Here is an 18,185-nt window from a genome sequence, read left to right on the forward strand (position 1 = left end):
TGGCGACAGTGTTGTCAAAGTGCAAGGAGGGTGGACAATGGGCGGGTGAACAGGGGTAGCGGGGAGAGCCGTGGCGGGGTGAACCTGCCTGCGCTGCGCGGGTACAACGAGGCGCTGCTACTGGATCTGCTGCGCGGCGCCGGCCCGGCGGGCCTGGGGCGCGCCGAACTCGCGGCCCGTACGGGGCTCACCCCGCAGGCCGTCAGCAAGATCACGGCCCGGCTCGGCGCGGACGGGTTGATCGCTGAGGCCGGGCGCGCCGCGTCCACCGGCGGCAAGCCGCGCACCCTGCTCCGGCTGGTGCCGGACGCACGCCACGCCGCCGGCGTGCACCTGGACCGCGACGAGCTCCGGGCGGTACGGGTGGACCTGGCGGGCCGCGTCGTCGCCGAGAGCAGCGGCCCGCTGGAGTTCGGGGCCGGCCCGGAGGCGGCGGTGGAGGCGGTCGTACGGGCGGTCAGGAGGGTCGCGGACCCGGCCGGGCTGCCGCTCGTGGGCGTCGGGGTGGCCGCACCGGGGCCGCTCGACCACCGGGCCGGGGCGATGGGGCGGGTCACGGGGTTCCCGAGCTGGAAGGGCTTCCCGCTGCGGGGGGTGCTGGAGGGGCGGCTGGGCCTACCGGTGCTGCTGGACAAGGACACGAACGCCGGTGCGGCCGCGGCCGCCGGGGCGTGGCTCCGGGCCGCCTGGCCGGGCGAGGACGCGGATGCGGACGCGGGCGTGGATGTGGGTGCGGGCGTCGGGCGCGGGGCGGACGTCGGGCCGGACGCGGACGCGTATGCCGGCGGCGGATCCCCCACCTGCGTGTACGTGCACGTCGGGACCGGGATCGGCGCGGGTCTGTGGCTGGGCGGCGGGGTCTACCGGGGTGCCCGCTCGGCGGCGGGGGAGTTCGGCCACCAGGTGATCCTGCTGGACGGCCCGCCGTGCCGGTGCGGGGCGCGGGGTTGCATGGAGGTGTTGTGCCTGGAGGCAGTGGCCCGGGGCGACCTCTCCGAGGCGGCACGGATCCTGGGCGAGGGTGCCGCCAATTTGGTCGCTCTGCTGGACGTGGACCGGGTGCTGCTCGGCGGGCGGGTGGTGGCGGCGGCGCCGGAGGTCTTCGTGGCCGGGGTCGGGGCCGTTCTCGCGGCCCGCGCGCTGGATCCGGCCCGACCGGTGGTCGCCCTGGCGGGAGCCGGTGTGCCGGAGGGCGCGGCGGAGCTGGCACTGGCGCCGTTGTTCGGGCGCGCGGGCTGAAACGGCGGGGCTCCGCCCCGACCCCGTACCGCCCCGACCCCGTACCTCGACGTCCCCGTACCTCGACGTCCCCGTACCTCGAAGGGCGGTGAGGCACTTGACCTCGTCCGCCATCCGGGCGTAAACCGGAACAACTCAGGCGCGGCTCCCGATGAGGGATCGCGCGGGGGTGGCAGGGTGCGGGCAGGGTCGGGGTGATTGTCACCTCGTCCGATCATCGTCCCGTCCGGCGAGCAGCGAAGGTCTTCCATGCGACTGCGCAAAGCCCTTGCCCTCACCGCCGCCCTCTCCGCCGCCCTGGTCGCCACCACCGCGCCCACCGCCGGAGCCGACATCGGCGCGGGCGGCGGCCGCCCCGCACCCGCCCTGCCCTCGCGCACGCAGGCCACCTGCGGCGACGGGAAGAGCAGCGCCTTCCCCATCGGGGCGCGGATCCGCGGCGGTCCGGCCGTGTACCGCACCGGTGCCGGGTCGCAGACCTGGTACCTGGACCTGACCAACACCACCAACTCCGAGTGCACGGCCATCCACCCGATCGTCGTCTTCACGGACAAGGCCCGCACCCTGCGCCCCGCGCACCTGCGCATGGAGTTCGACGCCCCGGGCGGCACCTTCCCCGTCAGTCTCGAGAGCAGCGACCGCGACGAGATCATCGCCGTTTTCGACGGCGGCGACGCCTTCTCCGGTTTCACCGTGGGCCCCGGGGGTTCCCTGACCGTCAAGGTGGGCCTCTCCTTCGCCCCCGACGCGCCCGTCGGCGAGGTCGTCGCCGACGCCGCCCTCGTCCAGCGCAAGGGTGACGACGGCGACTGGATCGGCGAGGCGGGCGGCTACCGGTTCTCGGTCGAGGGGCCGGAGGACCTCGTCGAGGCGGGCTCCCTCGCCCACACCGGCCCGAGCGAGTGGGCGTACGGGACGGGTGCCGTGGCCGCGCTCGCCACCGGTGGCGGCCTCCTGCTGGGGGCCCGCCGACTGCGCCGTCCCGCCCGCTGAACCGTCCGCCAGCCCGTCCGTCGGCCGATCGCGAGCTCGCCGGTCAGCTCGTCCGCCAGCCCGCCAGCCCGCCAGTCCGCCAGCCCGCCTGTCCGTCGGCCGATCGCCGGCTCGTCGGTCGGCCGATCGCCAGCTCGTCGGTCAGCTCGTTCGTCGGCCGATCGCCAGATCGTCCGCCAGTCCGTCCGTGAGCCGTCCGTGCTCCGTCCGTGCCCCCGTCACCTCGTGGCGGTGGCCGCCCCGCATAGAGTCCCATCGTGGAAGAACAGACCCAGCGGCACCGCCCCGGCTCACCCGTGCGTTCCGGCATTCCCGAGCACGGTCGCATCCCCAAGTACTACGCCGTCAAGGCCCGGATCGCCGAGCTCCTCGACGAGCTCGGCGAGGGCGGCACGCTGCCCACCGAGCGCGATCTCGCCGAGCGGTACGAGGTGTCCCGCGAGACCGTCCGCCAGGCCCTGCGCGAGCTGCTCCTGGAGGGCCGGCTGCGCCGTTCCGGCCGCGGGACCGTCGTCGCCGGACCCAAGTTGGAGCAGCCGCTCGCCCTCGCCAGCTACACCGAGGGCGTGCGCCGCCAGGGCCGCCGCCCGGGCCGTCACCTCATCGGCCTGGAACGGTTCCCCTGCCCGCCCGACGTCGCTCCCGGCATCGGGGCCGAGCCCGGGGAGCCCGTCTGGCACCTGGAGCGGGTCCTGCTCGCCGACGACGAGCGCGTCGGCCTGGAGAGCACCTACATCCGGGTGGCCCGGGCCCCTCGCCTGGACAGCGACTTCCCGCCGGACTCCTCCTTCTACGGGTACCTCCGCGACAGCCTCGGCATCTCCTTCGGCGAGGCCGACGAGAAGCTCGAGACGGTCCTGGCGACCCCGCGCGAAGCCCTGCTGATCGGCACCCCGCCCGCTCTCCCCATGCTGCTCATCCACCGCTTCTCGCGGGACCAGGACGGCCGGCCGCTGGAACGGGTGCGTTCGCTCTACCGTGGTGATCGGTTCAGCTTCACGACCCGACTGCGCGCCGAATAGCCGAGGACCTATCGTTCCGTACCAGACAGAAAGGGACGCATTGATGTCACGGAAAGATAACGGGTCTAGTCCAAACGTCGAGGGTTGTTCACCGGGTCGTCGCCCGACGGATCCTCCCGGGTCACGGCCCCGACCCACCGTTGGCGGCGTGAGAGTCATAGTCGTCGGAGGCGGCGTGGTCGGCACCATGCACGCCTGGCAAGCAGTCGAACGCGGCCACGAGGTCGTCCAGATCGAGCGAGAAGCGGAGGCCCGCGGCGCGTCCCTGCGCAATTTCGGCCAGATCTGGGTCAGCGGACGGGCCGGGGGAGAGGAGCTGGACACCGCCCTGCGGGCCCGCGAGCTCTGGGAGCGCATCGGTGCGGAGGTGCCCGGCCTGGGATTCCGCGCCAACGGCTCCCTCACCCCCGTCCGCACCCCCCGCGAACTCGCGGTCGCCGAGGCGGCGCTGGCCCGCCCGGACGCCGCCGCCCGCGGCTACGCGCTGCTCACCGCGGCCGAGGCGCGGGAGATCAACCCGGCCCTGCGCGGCGCCTTCGAGGCGGCCCTGTGGTGCGCGCGGGACGCGGCCGTCGAGCCGCGCACCGCGCAGCTCCACCTCCGGGAGGCCCTGCGCACCCGAGCCGCAGGCCGCTACACCTTCCTCGCCGGTCGCGAGGTCCGCGAAGTGGTCGGCCCCGCAGCCGTCCGCGACGACCACGGCGACGTCCACCGCGCCGACGCGGTGGTCCTGGCCACCGGCGCCTGGCTGTCCGGCCTGGTCCGCGAACTGGCCCCCGACCTGCCCGTGCGCCGCGTCCGCCTCCAGATGATGCAGACCGACCCGCTCGGCGAGCCGCTGACCACCTCGATCGCGGACGCCGACAGCTTCCGCTACTACCCCGCCTACGAGTCCCCCGCCCTCGACGCCCTCAACGCCGGGCAGGAGCAGGAGCCGATCGCCGCCGCACACAAGATGCAGCTGCTGATGGTCCAGCGCCGGGACGGCGGACTGACCATCGGCGACACCCACGAGTACGAGCACCCCTTCGCCTTCGACACCCTCGAAGACCCCTACGAGCACGTCGCCGCCGTGGCCGGATCCTTCCTCGGCCGCCCGCTACCGAAGATCCGCCACCGCTGGGCGGGCGTGTACGCCCAGTGCACGGACACCACCCGCGTCGTCCACCGCCAGCAGGTGGCCGACGGCGTCTGGCTGGTGACCGGACCCGGCGGGCGCGGCATGACCTGCTCGCCCGCCATAGCCGAGACCACCGCGAACGAACTGGGCTGGTAAGTCAGATGAGCGACAGCAACAACAGCGACAACAGCAACAGCAACAGCAACAGCAACAGCAACAGCAACAGCGACGACTACGCCACGCACGGAACCGACGTCACCCGCCGCAAGCTGGTCGTCCTCGACATGGCCGGCACCACCGTCGCCGACGGCGGCCTCGTCGAGCGCGCCTTCGAGCAGGCCGCCGAGCGGCTCGGCGTCGAGCCCGGCACCCCCGACCACGCCGAGAAGCTCCGGTACGTCCTCGACACCATGGGCGAGTCCAAGATCTCGGTCTTCCGCCACCTCTTCGGTACGGAGGAGCTCGCCCGCCGCGCCAACTCCGCCTTCGAAGAGGCCTACGGCGCCCTCGTCGACGGCGGTCTCGTCACCCCGCTCCCCGGCGCCCGCGCCGCGATCGAGCAGCTCCGCGCCGACGGCCGCACCGTCGTCCTGACCACCGGCTTCGCCCGGGTCACCCAGGACGCCATCCTCGACGCCCTCGGCTGGCAGGACCTCGCCGACCTCACCCTCTGCCCCGCCGACGCGGGCGGCCGCGGCCGCCCGTACCCGGACATGGTGCTGACCGCGTTCCTGCGCACCGGCGCCGTGGCCGACGTACGCGACGTCGTGGTCGCGGGCGACACCGCCTACGACATGCTCAGCGGCCGCCGCGCCGGCGCCGGGACCGTGGCGGGCGTCCTCACGGGCGCCCACGACCGCGCGGCGCTGACGGAACACGGCGCGACCCACGTCCTGGCCTCCGTCGCCGAACTCCCCCCGCTGCTCCTGGAGTCGCCGTGAGCGGGATCCGTTTCGACGGGGTCAGCGTCGCCTACGGCGGCAACACCGTCCTGGACTCCCTCGACCTGACGGTCGAACCGGGCGAGGTGATGGCCCTGCTCGGCCCCTCCGGTTCCGGTAAGACCACGGCCCTGCGCGCCGTCGCCGGCTTCGTACGACCCCTCGCGGGGCGGGTGCTGATCGGCGGCCGGGACGTCACCGCGCTCCCGCCGCACAAGCGCGGCATCGGCATGGTCGTCCAGCAGTACGCGCTCTTCCCGCACATGCGGGTCGAGGACAACGTCGCCTTCGGCCTCAGGGCCCAGAAGGCCCCCAGGGCCGAGATCCCCGGCCGGGTCGCCGAGGCCCTCGAACTCACCGGCATGGCCGCCTACGCGCGGCGCTACCCCCGCGAGCTCTCCGGCGGCCAGCAGCAGCGCGTGGCCATCGCCCGCGCCCTCGCCATCCGTCCCGGGGTGCTCCTGCTCGACGAGCCGCTGTCCGCCCTCGACGCGCAGCTGCGCTCCGGGATGCTCACCGAGCTGGCCCGCCTGCACCGCGAACTGCCCGACGTATCGATTCTGTACGTCACCCACGACCAGGTGGAGGCGCTCACCCTGGCCGACCGGATCGCGGTCATGGACAAGGCCCGGTTGCAGGACTGCGGGACCCCCCAGGAGCTGTACCGGGCCCCGCGCACCGAGTTCACCGCCTCGTTCGTCGGCAACGCGAACCTGCTGCCGGTGACCGTGGCCGAGGGGGGCGCGCTGTTCGCCGGGCACCCCCTGGAGCTGGACCGCGGCCGCGCGGCGCCGGGCTCGACGGCCACCCTGTGCGTGCGGCCGCACCTGCTCGGCCTCGGCAGCGGCCCCAACGCGCTGAGCGGGACGATCACCGAGGTGCAGTGGCGCGGTTCGACGCACCGGCTGTACGTGGACGTCGGCGGGCACCGCGTGAAGGCGGACCTCCCCGAGCTGCGGGTGACGCCCGCGCTGGGGGACCGGGTCACGCTGCACTTCGAGCCGCGGGACGCGGTGCTGTTGGGGGCGGGGGTGTCGGATGGCTGAGGTCACGCGGCGCGCGGTGTCCGTCCCGGCCGAGAACCGGGGCTCCGCCCCCGACCCCGCGCCTCAATCGCCGGCGGGGCTGAAAGATCGGGGCTCCGCCCCCGACCCCGCGCCTCAAACGCTGGCGGGGCTGGATGGTGCGCCGGCGGGGCTGGGATGGTCGGCGGGGGTGAGGGTGTCGCGCGGTGTGTGGGTCCTGCCGCCCGTCGTCGTGCTCGCGCTGGTGTTCCTGTACCCGCTCGCGCTGGTCGTCCAGCAATCCTTCAGCCCCGAGAACGGCGGCGGCGCCTTCGACGCGTACGCCTCCGTCTTCGCCTCGCAGGGCTTCCGCGAGGCCCTCGGGACCACCGTCTGGCTGGCCGTCGGCGCGACCGCCGGCTGCCTCGTACTCGGCTTCGTGCTCGCGCTGATCATCGCCTTCGTGCCCTTCCCCGGGGCCCGCGCCGTCGCCAAGTTCATCGATGTCTTCCTCTCCTTCCCCTCCTTCCTCATCACCCTCGCCCTCCTCTTCGTCTACGGCACGGTCGGCATGGCCAACGGCCTCGTCACCGACCTCACCGGCGCCGCCGAGGGGCCCTTCCACTTCCTCACCACCCCCTGGGGCGTCCTGCTCGCGGAGATCACGTACTTCACGCCCTTCGTGATGCGCCCGCTGCTCGCCGCGTTCTCCCAGCTGGACACCGCCCAGCTGGAGGTCGCCGCCGGCCTCGGTGCCCGGCCCGCCCGGATCGTCCGACAGGTGATCCTGCCCGAGGCCCTCCCGGCCCTGGCCGCGGGCGGCAGCCTCGTCCTGGTCATGTGCCTGAACGAGTTCGGGATCGTCCTGTTCACCGGTGCCAAGGACGTCACGACCCTCCCGATGCTCATCTACGGCAAGGCCATCCTCGAATCCGACTACGCGGCCGCCTGCGTGGTCGCCGTCGTCAACATCGCGATATCCGTCGGCCTGTTCGGCCTCTACCGGGTGGTGGGCAAGCGTGCTGGTGCATAGCAAGAGCGGCCGCTGGGCCGCCTGGAGCCTCTTCGGCCTCCTCTTCCTACCGCTGTTCGCCCTGCCCCTGCTCGTCGTGGTCGCGGCCTCCTTCGCCACCCACTGGTCCGGGGCCTTCCCCTCCGGTCCGACCACCGAGAACTACGCGGCCGCCGTGCGCGGCGAATCCCTCCGAGCCCTGACCACCAGCCTGGTCACCGCCCTCGCCGCCAGCCTCCTCGCGCTCACCGTCGGCACCTGGGCCGCGCTCGCCGCGGCCACGCTGAACAAGCGCGGGAAGCGGTTCCTGGACGCGCTGTTCATGCTGCCCGTCGCCGTGCCGTCCGTGGTCGTCGGCCTCGCCGTGCTCGTCGCCTTCAGCCGGCCCCCGGTCTTGCTCAACGGCACCAGCACGATCGTCATCCTGGCGCACACGATCCTTGTCACGGCGTTCGCCCACCAGTCGGTTTCGGCGGCGATCGTACGGCTCGACCCCGCGTACGAGCAGGCTGCCGCCTCCCTGGGCGCCCGCCCCGCGTACGTCCTGTGGCGGGTCAAACTCCCCCTCCTGCTGCCGTCCCTCACAGCCGCGGCCGGCCTCTGCTTCGCCCTGTCCATGGGCGAGCTGAGCGCCACGATGATGCTCTACCCGCCGGACTGGATGCCCCTCCCGGTCCGCATATTCACCGCCACCGACCGCGGTTCGCTCTACAGCGGCTCCGCCGTCGCCGTGGTCCTGATGGCCACCACCCTGCTGGTCCTCCTGGCCGTCTCCCGCGTCCGCACCAGGGCCTCCTACCGCTGAACCAGCGCTGAACCAGCGCTGAAACCAGTGCTGAACCAGTGCTGAACCGTCCTCCGCTTCTGACTCCCCTTCCCCGTAAGGAAGTTCCATGACCGGCAAGAGACTCCTGCGCACCGCCACCGTCGTCACGGGCGGTCTCGCCCTCGCCTCCTCCCTCACCGCCTGCGGCGGTGGCTCCTCCGCCGCCGACTCCGAGGGCGGCGAGAAGGTCGTCACCGTCTACAGCGCCGACGGCCTCAAGAGCGAGAAGGGCGACGGCTGGTACGACAAGGTCTTCGCCGACTTCACCAAGCAGACCGGCATCGAGGTCAAGTACGTCGAGGGCGGCTCCGGCGAGATGGTGCAGCGCGCCGTCCGCGAGAAGACCAACACCCAGGCCGACGTACTGATCACCCTGCCGCCCTTCATCCAGCAGGCCGACGGCAAGGGCCTGCTCCAGTCCTACAAGCCGCAGGGTTCCGAGAAGGTCAACGGCGCGGACAAGGCCGCCGACGGCAAGTGGACCTCGGTCGTCAACAACTACTTCGGCTTCGTCTACAACAAGAAGGAGCTCGCCGAGGCCCCCAAGACCTGGGAGGAGCTGCTGGACGCCCGGTACAAGGGCAAGCTGCAGTACTCCACCCCGGGCGTCGCGGGCGACGGCACCGCCGTGCTCATCAAGTCGATGCACGACTTCGGCGGCAAGGAGCCGGCGATGGAGTACCTGAAGAAGCTCCAGGCCAACAACGTCGGCCCGTCCTCCTCCACCAGCAAGCTGGCGCCCAAGACCGACAAGGGCGAGCTGCTCGTCGCCAACGGCGACGTCCAGATGAACTTCGCCCAGTCCAAGTCCATGCCGAACCTGGGCATCTGGTTCCCGGCGAAGGAGGGCGGCAAGCCCACCAGCTTCGCCCTGCCGTACGCGGCCGGCCTCGTCAACGGGGCCCCGCACACCGAGAACGGCAAGAAGCTCCTCGACTTCATGCTCAGCGAGCAGGCCCAGCAGCTGGTCAGCGGGGTCGGCGGCGGCTTCCCGGCGCGCACCGACGTCAAGCCGACCGACGCCAACGCCATCGAACTCACCAAGCTCATGACGGGCGTCGAGATCTTCGAGCCGAACTGGGCCGACATCGACAAGAACCTCACCGGCTACGTCGACGCGTGGAAGTCGGCAACCGGAAGCTGACCGGTTACTTCCTGGCCACCCCCGCCCGGCAGAGTGACTGATGCATAACAGGTCTGGACCGAAGACCGCACCTTCGGTCCGGACCCGGCGCACACCGGAACACCGGACCACGCGAACACCGGATCAGGCGAACACGCGAACACCCGGATTACGCGAACACCGGATCACGCGAACACCCGGAACGTCTGAACGTCGAAACTCCCCCGCTCCTTTCGCCGCTCACTTGCTCCCAGGAGGAGTACGTGTCCCCTGTCCTGCCCGGACGTCGTGCCGTCGCCGCGACCGCCGTCACCTCCGCCCTGATCGCTGCCGCCGCCCTGGCCACCCCCGCCGGCGCCGCCGCGGCGGCCAACACCGACAAGGTGCTCGTCATCGGCATCGACGGCGCGGTCCTGGACCGCGTCAAGGTCGCCAACGCACCCCATCTGAACGGCCTGATGGCCCAGGGGCTGACCGCCCGCAGCACCCTCTACGCGAGCCCGATGGCCGCCACCTCCTCGGGCCCCGGCTGGTCCACCATCGCCACCGGGGTCTGGCCCGACAAGCACGGCGTGAAGGACAACTCCTTCACCGGCAAGAACTACGCCGCCCACCCGGACTTCCTGACCCGCATCGAGAACGCCAAGCCGGCGCTCAACACGTACGCGGCGGCCGACTGGGAGCCCATCGCCTCCACCGACCAGAACGGCCCGATCTTCTCCGCGAAGGTCGACAAGCGCCTTTCCCTCAAGGGCGACCGCGACGGCTACCGCAGCGAGGACCCGAAGATCGCCGCGGCCGCGGCCGCCGAACTGCGCGACCAGAACCCGGACGCCGCCTTCGTCTACCTCGGCGAGATCGACGCGGCCGGCCACTCCTACGGCGCGGCCAGCCAGCAGTACCTCGACACCGTCGCCCGCGTCGACGCCCTGGTCGGCCAGCTCCTCACCGCCGTCAAGAACCGCCCGACCTACGCCCAGGAGAACTGGAAGATCCTGGTCACCACCGACCACGGCCACACCGACTCCGGCGGCCACGGCGGCTCGACCATGCAGGAGCGCGGCACCTTCGTCATCGCCAAGGGCGCCGGCATCCCGGCCGGCTCCGTACGCGCCGACGTGCGGTTGGCCGACGTCGCCGCCACCGCGCTCGCCCAGGTCGGCGTCAGCGGCTCCGGCCTCGACGGCGTCCCGCTGAACGCCACGGACGACGACCCCTTCGACACCCTGCGCCCGAACCTCCAGGCCCGGGTGGACGAGACGGGCATCCCGGCCGGGGTGAAGGGATTCACGCACACCCCGCCCGCCGGCTGGTCCGTCGACAACTCCAAGATGGGCACGGGCGGCGTCACCGAGTGGGCCGGCTGGGCCTTCGCGACCGACGAGTTCTGGAGCCAGTCGCAGCGCGACCAGTGGCGCGAGCTGAACGTCCGCTCCCGTGACGTCTTCGCCGTCGCCGACTCCGACGAGTGGGACGACAAGAGCCACACCGGCACCTTCGACTCCACCCTCGTCACCCCCAAGTGGTCGGTCAGCGGCGGCAGCACGCGGAATCTGACCTTCCAGTCGCACTACCGCCACGAGGCCGGCCAGACCGCCCAGGTCCTGGTCTCCTACAACGGCGCCGCCCCGGCCGTGGTGAAGACCTACACCGCCGACGCCGTCGCCAAGTCCGAGTCCCTCGCCCTCCAGGTCCCGGCCGGCGCCACCGACGTACAGGTCCGCTTCCGCTACAGCGGCAACAACAACTGGTTCTGGACCGTCGACAACGTCCGCCTGGGCTGATCGCTCCCCGGGTCCGTGCCCAGGTCCGGGTCCGGGCCCGGGTCCGGACCCGGGTGCGGGTGTGGGTGTGGCTCCGAGTCCGGGCCGTGGACGGCAGGGACGTTCGCGGCCCGGCCCGGATAGGGTGGAAGAGACCAGAGGTCGCAGGTCACCGAGAGCGGAGAACAGTCCAGTGGCAGAGCGCAAGCCGATCGAATCCTGGCTCACCGACATGGACGGGGTCCTCATCCACGAGGGCACCCCGATCCCCGGCGCTGATGCCTTCATCAAGCGGCTGCGCGAGTCCGGCAAGCCCTTCCTGGTGCTGACCAACAACTCGATCTACACCCCGCGCGACCTCCAGGCCCGGCTGAGCCGCATGGGGCTGCAGGTCCCCGTCGAGAACATCTGGACCTCGGCGCTGGCCACCGCGAAGTTCCTCGACGACCAGCGTCCGGGCGGCACGGCGTACGTCATCGGCGAGGCCGGCCTGACCACCGCCCTCCACGACATCGGCTACATCCTGACCGACCACGAGCCCGACTACGTGGTCCTCGGCGAGACCCGGACGTACAGCTTCGAGGCGATGACGAAGGCGGTCCGCCTGATCAACGCGGGCGCGCGCTTCATCTGCACCAACCCCGACGAGACCGGCCCCTCCACCGAGGGCCCGCTCCCGGCCACCGGCGCCGTCGCCGCGCTGATCACCAAGGCGACCGGCAAGAAGCCGTACTTCGCCGGCAAGCCGAACCCGCTGATGATGCGTACCGGCCTGAACGCCATCGGCGCGCACTCGGAGACCAGCGCGATGATCGGCGACCGGATGGACACCGACGTGCTGGCCGGCCTGGAGGCGGGCATGCAGACCTTCCTCGTCCTCACCGGCCTGACGACCGAGCAGGACACCGAGAAGTTCCCGTTCCGCCCGACCAAGACGGTCGCCTCGATCGCGGACCTGGTCGACCTGGTCTGACGCGCACCGCGCACCGCGCACCACGTACCGCGCACCACGTACCGCGTACCGGGTGCCTGCGATGCGGGTACTCGCGTACGGCGTACGGCCGAACGGGCCTACCGCGTTTGGGGCGTACGGCCGACACGTACGGCGCCGCTCCGGATGCGCGGCGGCGTGCCGCGCGTGAATCTCCTTGTCGAGGAGGTTCACCATGCGCAGTGTTCCGATCGCTGTCCGCGCCACCGCGATGGCCGTCGCCCTGGCGGCATTCTCGGCGGTGACCGCGCCGATCGCCCTCGCGGGCGAGGAGGACCGCGGTGGCCGCGGCGACCGCGGCAGCGTCACGGTCGACCCGAATCCGGCTCACCCCGGAGCGCAGGTCAAGCTGCGCGTCCAGGGCTGTGACGGTACCCGCGGAGCGGCCAAGTCCGCCGCCTTCGTGTCGGACGTCGACCTCTACGGCCGGGACGGCGGCCGCAGCCCGCTCTACGGCGACGCGATGATCCGCTCGCACGTCTCGCCCGGCTGGCACTCCGTCCGGGTGACGTGCGACGGCCACGACAAGGTCAGCGGCTCCGTCCAGATCTCCGAGTACCGCCCGTCCCACCACGCCTCGCCCGTCTGGCCGGTGCACGCGGGTGGCGGCGGCATGTCCGCCGAGCTCGCGGCGGAGTCGGCCAAGAAGGCCCACGACGCCGACGGACCGGGGCTGCCGCACACGGTGATCGGCGCGGTCCTCGCCGCGGTCGCCACCCTGGCCGTCGCGGGCCGGGCGCTGGCCCTGCGCCGCCGCCGCAGCGGCGAGTGAGGCCGGTGTCGGCGAGTCCGGTGTCCGTGAGTCCGGTGTTGGTGGAGCCGGTGTCCGTGAGTCCGGGTGAGTGCCGGTGAACGAGTACGACGGGTACGACGAGCGCGACGGGCACGACGAGGGCAAGGCCACCGCCGGCGGCCGGCTGCTGACCTTCGCCGCCTGGGCGGTACTGGTGCTCGGCCTGTGGTTGTGGGGCCGCCACCTCACCGTCGCGCCGGCCCCGCCCGCCGGACAGGCCGGCGGGACGGTCGGCCCGGGGCTGCCGGCCGCGCACGCCCCGCTCGCGCCGGCCCCGCCCCAACGCGTCGACGTGCCCTCCATAGGCATCCAGGCCCCGGTGATCAGCCGGGACCTGGACAAGGACGGGGCGATCGAGCCGCCCCCGTACGACCAGCCCGGCACGGTGGGCTGGTGGGGCCGGGGCACCCAGCCGGGGACGGCCGGGACGGCCCTGATGGTGGGGCACGTGGACACCCGGTCCAAGCCGGCGGTGTTCTACGGCCTGAGCACCGCGCAGCCGGGCGACAAGGTGCGGGTGGTGCGGACGGACGGTTCGGTCGCCGAGTTCACGATCGAGGACGTACGGGTCTACGAGCGCGCGGCCTTCGACGCGCACAAGGCCTACGGCCAGCGGGTCCGGGGCCGCGCGGAGCTGAGGCTGGTGACCTGCGGGGGCTCGTACGACAAGGTGGCCAAGGAGTACACGGCGAACGTGGTGGTCTCCGCCTATCTGACGGGCGTGGGAGCCCGCCCGGGCGCACCGGGAACCGCGGCCTGAGCGGCCGTGCCGCCGACGGGAAACGAAGAAGCCCCCGCAGCTTTCGCTGCGGGGGCTTCTCCCGTCTGTGCGCCGCCAGGGACTCGAACCCCGGACCCGCTGATTAAGAGTCAGCTGCTCTAACCAACTGAGCTAGCGGCGCTTGCTGACAGGGAAAACTCTACCCCACCTCCAGGGGTGCGCGTGACCAGCCACGCCCGCCTTATCCGATTAACCCATGTTTGAGGGGTTTATCGTGCACCATATGTCTGCGCGTGCCACACCTGATGACTCATCAGGTGTGGCTCCGGTCGACCGGTGACGAGTGGACGAATGGACGAGCAGGGGAGTGGACGGAACCGCATGACGATGCAGCCTCCGACGCATGTGCAGATGCCTATGCCCGGTTTCGAGGAGTACGAGCCCGCGGGCGACTGTGCGTGCCGGGGCTGCGCCCAGCGCCGCCGCGCCCTCGCCCGCGCGCGGGCCATACCGCTCCGGGACGGGGGGCACCCGGCCGCACGCGGCGCCCGCCGGGCGCTGGTGCTGGCCACCGCCGCGGGAGTGGTCCTGGGCGGCGGCAGTACGACCGCGGTGGCCTTGGCCACCCCGCCCCCGACCCCTACCCCGACCCCGGGGCCGGCGGCCCTGGACGACCCGAGCTCCCCGCAGGGCGCCCGGACCCCGCTGCACGGCTCCAAGGGCGGGCCGGTGGGCAAGCCCGGCTCCCCGGCCAGGCCCGGCGCGGTGCGGCGGATCGATCGGGCGACGATCATCAACCGGGCGAAGCTGTGGCTGGACGCCGAGGTCCCGTACAGCATGTCCGAGTACTGGACGGACGGGTACCGGCAGGACTGCTCGGGCTACGTCTCCATGGTCTGGAACCTCGGGTCGAACGAATGGACCGGCAGCCTCGACAAGTTCGCCACCAAGATCGCCAAGGATGAGCTGCTGCCGGGGGACATGCTCCTCTTCCACAACCCGGCGGACCCCAACAACGGCTCGCACGTGGTCATCTTCGGCGGCTGGGTCGACTCGACGCACACGCACTACGTCGCCTACGAGCAGACGCGCCCCAACACGCGGAAGCTGGCCACGCCCTACGGGTACTGGAGCAACGCGACGAAGTACGTCCCGTACCGCTTCAACGGGGTGCCGGCCGGGATCCTGCCGGAGGTTCCCGTGGTCCCGGACGCACCGGACGCACCGGGTGCACCGGGCGTCCAGCCGCAGCCGGCGGGCGCCAAGCCGGGGGACTCGACGGTCTTCCCGGGCGCGGACAAGTTCGGCCCCGGAATCACGAACGACTACGTCGCCCAGCTCGGCCGGATGCTGATCGAGCGCGGCGCGTACCGGTTCTACCCCAAGGGGGTGGCCGACCGGACGTGGAGCGACCACGACAAGCTCGCCACCGCCGCCTTCCAGCGCGCACAGGGCTGGACGGGTGCGGACGCCGACGGCGTTCCGGGCACGCACACCTGGAAGCTGCTGGTCGAGAAGCAGGGCAAGAACATCCCGCCGACGGTGGGGGCCGCGCCGGGGCCGGGCGGCGTACGGGCCTACCCGGGCGCCGTGGTGTTCCGCCCGGGCCAGTCGAACGAGGCCATCAGGGCGCTCGGCCGCCAGCTGGTGAAGAAGGGCTTCGGCAAGTACTACACATCCGGTCCGGACCTGCGCTGGAGCGAGGCCGACCGCCGCAACGTCGAGGCCTTCCAGCGTGCGCAGGGCTGGACCGGCGCCTCGGCCAACGGCTACCCGGGCCCGGAAACCTGGCGCCGGCTGTTCGCATGACGGAGGTAACGATGTTCCCCACGCGCACCACCTCGACGACGGGCACCCTCCGAGTGCCGCCGCTGGGCACCCCGGTAGCGGCCCGTGCGGCGGATCCCGCCCCCGTGCCCGAGCCCGCCCCCGCCCCCCTGCCCGAGCCCGAGCCCGCCGTCCCGGCGGCAGCTCACCCGGTGTGGGCCGCGGAGCCGACGACGCCCGTGCCTGAACCGGTGCACGCGTCCGTCGCCGTCGCCGTCGCGGCGCCGCGCGACGCCGCCCAGCCGAGCCCGCCGCCCGCCCTGGTGGGCAGCCCCGCCGCGCCGGAGCACGCCGTCGCCGCCGAGACCTCGTTCGGCTGGGCCGCGGCGCGGGCCGCCCGCCCGGCGCCCGAGCTGCCGCACGGGTGGGAGGTGCCGGCGGCCCGGGCCCACCCGTACGAGGAGGGGGACCGGGGCGCCGCGGCCCCGTCGACCGCCGCGGGCCTGGACATCCCGCACCCGCAGGACCCGGAGGCCCCCGCCGGGCCGGCCACCCTGCGCCTGCGGACCGCCGACGTCGAAACCGACGCCCGGCCCGAAGCCGATTCCCGGCCCGAAGCCCGGCCCGAACCGGTGGCCGAGCCCGAGGCCGCCCTCGAAGCCGCGCCCGAACCGGTAGCCGCGTTCGTGCCCGTGCCCGTGCCCGACTTCGACTTCGACTTCGATTTCGATGCCAAGTCCGAGCCGGACCCGGACCCGGAGCCGGAGCCCGGGCCGGAGGCCGCCGCTCCCGAACCCGTGGACGCGGCTCCACGGCCGCGCTCCGGCATCCCCGGACCAGGCCCGGTCGAGATCGTCGCCCAGGCGGTGGCCCGCGGCCTGGACGAGGCCGGCGCCGCTCCGGACCTCCCGGGTCCCGGAACCCGCCGGGGCACCTCGGTCACCGAAGTGCCCGTACACATCCCGTTCCACGGCACGCAGCAGCTTCCGGCCGTACACGTACCCGCACCTGCGCCGCAGGTCACCGCGCCCGCGCCGCAGGTCACCGCGCCCGCGCCGCAGGTCACCGCGCCCGCGCCGCAGGTCACCGCGTCCGCGCCGCAGGTCACCGCGTCCGCGCCGCAGGCCACCGCATCCGCCACCCGTGCCCCGCGCCCCGCCCCCGGCCGCCGGGTCCCCCGTGGTGACGACCGGCTCCGGGAGCACCGCGGCCCGGTGCTGCCCGGCTGGGTCGGCGTGGTCGTCGGCGGGACGGCCCTCGCCGGTTGCGCGGCCGTGCTCTGGCGGGCCGGGGTCGTCCCCGCCGCCTTCGTGGCCGCCTTCGGCGCGGCCCCCCGCGCCTACCACGGCCTGCGCGCCACCCACTGGCCGCCGCTCGCCTTCCTCGGGATCGTCGCCCTCGTGTCGCTCGGCGGACTCGGCCGGGCCCGCGCCGGTCACGCCTGGGTGCTCACCCTCTTCGGCCGCTACCGAGGCACGGTCCGGCGTACCGGCCTGACCTGGGTGAGCCCTCTGCTCCTGCGCCGCCGGGTCGACGTACGCCTGCGCCACTGGCGCAGCGACCCGATGCCCGCCGTGGACGCGGGCGGCCTCGCCCTCCAGGTCGTCGTCCAGGTCGTCTGGCAGGTCAAGGACACCGCCCGCGCCACCCTCGCCGTCGAGGACCACACGGAGTACCTCGCCGAGCAGGTCGAATCGGCGATGGCGCGCGTGCTGTCGCAGCTGCCCGCCGACGCCTTCCACGAGGACGCCCCGACCCTGCGCGACACCGAGGCCGTCGGCGACGCGCTGACCCGGATGCTCGCGGCCGAGACCGAGGCCGTCGGGATCGAGGTGTTCTCGGCCCAGCCGACCCGGATCGAGTACGCGGCCGAGGTGGCCGAGGCCATGCGCCGCCGCCGGGTCGCGGCGATCGACGCCAAGCACCGGGACACCGTGCTCAGCTCGGTCGTGGACGCCGTCGACGACACCGTCCACCGGCTGACCTCGCGCGGGCTGGTCGAGCTCGACGACTACGAGCGCAAGGCACTGGTGAAGGACCTCACGGTCGCCTTCTACACGGGGCGCTCCGAATAGGGGACGGACGTCCAGCGGTACGGGAACGGGTGGCCGGAAGGTAACGGACCACCCGTTTTCCCATTGGTCTGGACATGGCCAACTCTCGTCAATAATCTGGAACTTGGTCTAGACCTAATCCCCACGTGCGCGCGCTCTCACCGAACTCCCCCCACGTTCAAGGAGCATCATGCGTCCCATCCGCATGCCCAAACGGGCCGGCGTCGCCGCGCTCGGCCTCGGCCTCGTCGCCGGAATCACCCTCGTCAGCGCCCCCACCGCCAGCAGTCACGGCTACACCGACACCCCGATCAGCCGCCAGAAGCTCTGCGCCAACCGCACCGTCTCCAACTGCGGTGCGATCCAGTGGGAGCCGCAGAGCGTCGAGGGCTTCAAGGGGTTCCCGGCCGCCGGCCCCGCCGACGGCAAGATATGTTCCGGCGGACTCTCCCAGTTCTCCGAGCTCGACGACCCGCGCGGCGGCGCCTGGCCCACCACCAAGGTGACCAGCGGGCAGAGCTACGCCTTCCGGTGGCAGTTCACCGCCAACCACTCCACCACCGACTTCAAGTACTACGTCACCAAGAACGGCTGGACCGGCACCAAGGCCCTCACCCGCGCCGACCTCGAACCCCAGCCCTTCCTCACGGTCGCCTACAACGGCGCCCGCCCCGCCATGACCACCGTCCACCAGGGCGCCATGCCGAGCGGCAAGACGGGCCGGCACCTGATCCTGGCCGTCTGGACCGTCAACGACACCCCGATGGCCTTCTACGCCTGCTCCGACGTTCAGTTCTGACGTAACGTCAGCTACCC

Annotated in this window: 16 protein-coding genes and 1 tRNA gene; 16 read left to right on the forward strand and 1 reads right to left on the reverse strand. The window is 72.7% G+C overall.

Annotated elements, in window-relative coordinates:
* Nucleotides 1-45 precede the first annotated feature (45 nt).
* The 13 genes from OG594_RS06505 (at nucleotide 46) to OG594_RS06565 (ending at nucleotide 13,587) form a co-directional block, all read left to right on the forward strand.
* Nucleotides 46-1,239: an ROK family transcriptional regulator gene (locus OG594_RS06505; RefSeq protein WP_266596047.1), complete on the forward strand. Its 1,194-nt coding sequence runs from the start codon at nucleotides 46-48 to the stop codon at nucleotides 1,237-1,239.
* Between the two features lie 249 nt (nucleotides 1,240-1,488).
* The gene (locus OG594_RS06510; RefSeq protein ID WP_266596049.1) at nucleotides 1,489-2,232 is read left to right on the forward strand and encodes a hypothetical protein; all 744 of its coding nucleotides are present in this window, start codon (nucleotides 1,489-1,491) and stop codon (nucleotides 2,230-2,232) included.
* 257 nt (nucleotides 2,233-2,489) lie between these two features.
* The gene (locus tag OG594_RS06515; protein WP_266596051.1) at nucleotides 2,490-3,254 is read left to right on the forward strand and encodes a GntR family transcriptional regulator; all 765 of its coding nucleotides are present in this window, start codon (nucleotides 2,490-2,492) and stop codon (nucleotides 3,252-3,254) included.
* Nucleotides 3,255-3,402: 148 nt separating this feature from the next.
* Complete coding sequence (locus OG594_RS06520; RefSeq protein ID WP_266596053.1) at nucleotides 3,403-4,530, forward strand: TIGR03364 family FAD-dependent oxidoreductase; 1,128 nt, start codon at nucleotides 3,403-3,405, stop codon at nucleotides 4,528-4,530.
* Between the two features lie 5 nt (nucleotides 4,531-4,535).
* Complete coding sequence (locus tag OG594_RS06525; protein WP_266596055.1) at nucleotides 4,536-5,315, forward strand: phosphonatase-like hydrolase; 780 nt, start codon at nucleotides 4,536-4,538, stop codon at nucleotides 5,313-5,315.
* Nucleotides 5,312-6,361 carry an ABC transporter ATP-binding protein gene (locus OG594_RS06530; protein ID WP_266596057.1) on the forward strand — a complete coding sequence of 350 codons (1,050 nt, stop codon included), beginning with the start codon at nucleotides 5,312-5,314 and terminating at the stop codon, nucleotides 6,359-6,361. Before OG594_RS06525 ends, OG594_RS06530 begins: the two co-directional genes overlap by 4 nt.
* 169 nt (nucleotides 6,362-6,530) lie before the next feature.
* Nucleotides 6,531-7,352, forward strand: coding sequence for a 2-aminoethylphosphonate ABC transporter permease subunit (locus OG594_RS06535; RefSeq protein ID WP_266596058.1), 822 nt, complete (start codon nucleotides 6,531-6,533; stop codon nucleotides 7,350-7,352).
* The gene (locus OG594_RS06540) at nucleotides 7,339-8,136 is read left to right on the forward strand and encodes an ABC transporter permease (protein ID WP_266596060.1); all 798 of its coding nucleotides are present in this window, start codon (nucleotides 7,339-7,341) and stop codon (nucleotides 8,134-8,136) included. Before OG594_RS06535 ends, OG594_RS06540 begins: the two co-directional genes overlap by 14 nt.
* Before the next feature lie 88 nt (nucleotides 8,137-8,224).
* Nucleotides 8,225-9,301, forward strand: coding sequence for a 2-aminoethylphosphonate ABC transporter substrate-binding protein (locus OG594_RS06545; RefSeq protein WP_266596062.1), 1,077 nt, complete (start codon nucleotides 8,225-8,227; stop codon nucleotides 9,299-9,301).
* Nucleotides 9,302-9,543: 242 nt separating this feature from the next.
* Nucleotides 9,544-11,064 carry an alkaline phosphatase family protein gene (locus OG594_RS06550; protein ID WP_266596064.1) on the forward strand — a complete coding sequence of 507 codons (1,521 nt, stop codon included), beginning with the start codon at nucleotides 9,544-9,546 and terminating at the stop codon, nucleotides 11,062-11,064.
* 172 nt (nucleotides 11,065-11,236) lie between these two features.
* A complete protein-coding gene (locus OG594_RS06555) occupies nucleotides 11,237-12,016 on the forward strand; it encodes an HAD-IIA family hydrolase (RefSeq protein WP_030016791.1) in 780 nt (259 codons plus the stop codon).
* A gap of 193 nt (nucleotides 12,017-12,209) precedes the next feature.
* A complete protein-coding gene (locus OG594_RS06560) occupies nucleotides 12,210-12,806 on the forward strand; it encodes a hypothetical protein (protein ID WP_266596093.1) in 597 nt (198 codons plus the stop codon).
* A gap of 145 nt (nucleotides 12,807-12,951) precedes the next feature.
* The gene (locus OG594_RS06565; protein ID WP_266602675.1) at nucleotides 12,952-13,587 is read left to right on the forward strand and encodes a class F sortase; all 636 of its coding nucleotides are present in this window, start codon (nucleotides 12,952-12,954) and stop codon (nucleotides 13,585-13,587) included.
* Between the two features lie 68 nt (nucleotides 13,588-13,655).
* Here OG594_RS06565 and OG594_RS06570 read toward each other — a convergent pair.
* Nucleotides 13,656-13,729 (reverse strand) — tRNA-Lys (locus tag OG594_RS06570).
* Nucleotides 13,730-13,959: 230 nt separating this feature from the next.
* Here OG594_RS06570 and OG594_RS06575 point away from each other — a divergent pair.
* The 3 genes from OG594_RS06575 (at nucleotide 13,960) to OG594_RS06585 (ending at nucleotide 18,168) form a co-directional block, all read left to right on the forward strand.
* Nucleotides 13,960-15,357, forward strand: coding sequence for a peptidoglycan-binding protein (locus OG594_RS06575; RefSeq protein ID WP_266602677.1), 1,398 nt, complete (start codon nucleotides 13,960-13,962; stop codon nucleotides 15,355-15,357).
* An 11-nt stretch (nucleotides 15,358-15,368) separates the two neighbouring features.
* Entirely contained in the window at nucleotides 15,369-17,390 is a 2,022-nt protein-coding gene (locus OG594_RS06580) for an SPFH domain-containing protein (protein ID WP_266596095.1), read from the forward strand.
* 184 nt (nucleotides 17,391-17,574) lie between these two features.
* The gene (locus OG594_RS06585) at nucleotides 17,575-18,168 is read left to right on the forward strand and encodes a lytic polysaccharide monooxygenase (RefSeq protein ID WP_266602679.1); all 594 of its coding nucleotides are present in this window, start codon (nucleotides 17,575-17,577) and stop codon (nucleotides 18,166-18,168) included.
* Nucleotides 18,169-18,185: the final 17 nt, after the last annotated feature.

The organism is Streptomyces sp. NBC_01214, from assembly GCF_026340975.1.
Taxonomy (GTDB): Bacteria; Actinomycetota; Actinomycetes; order Streptomycetales; family Streptomycetaceae; genus Streptomyces.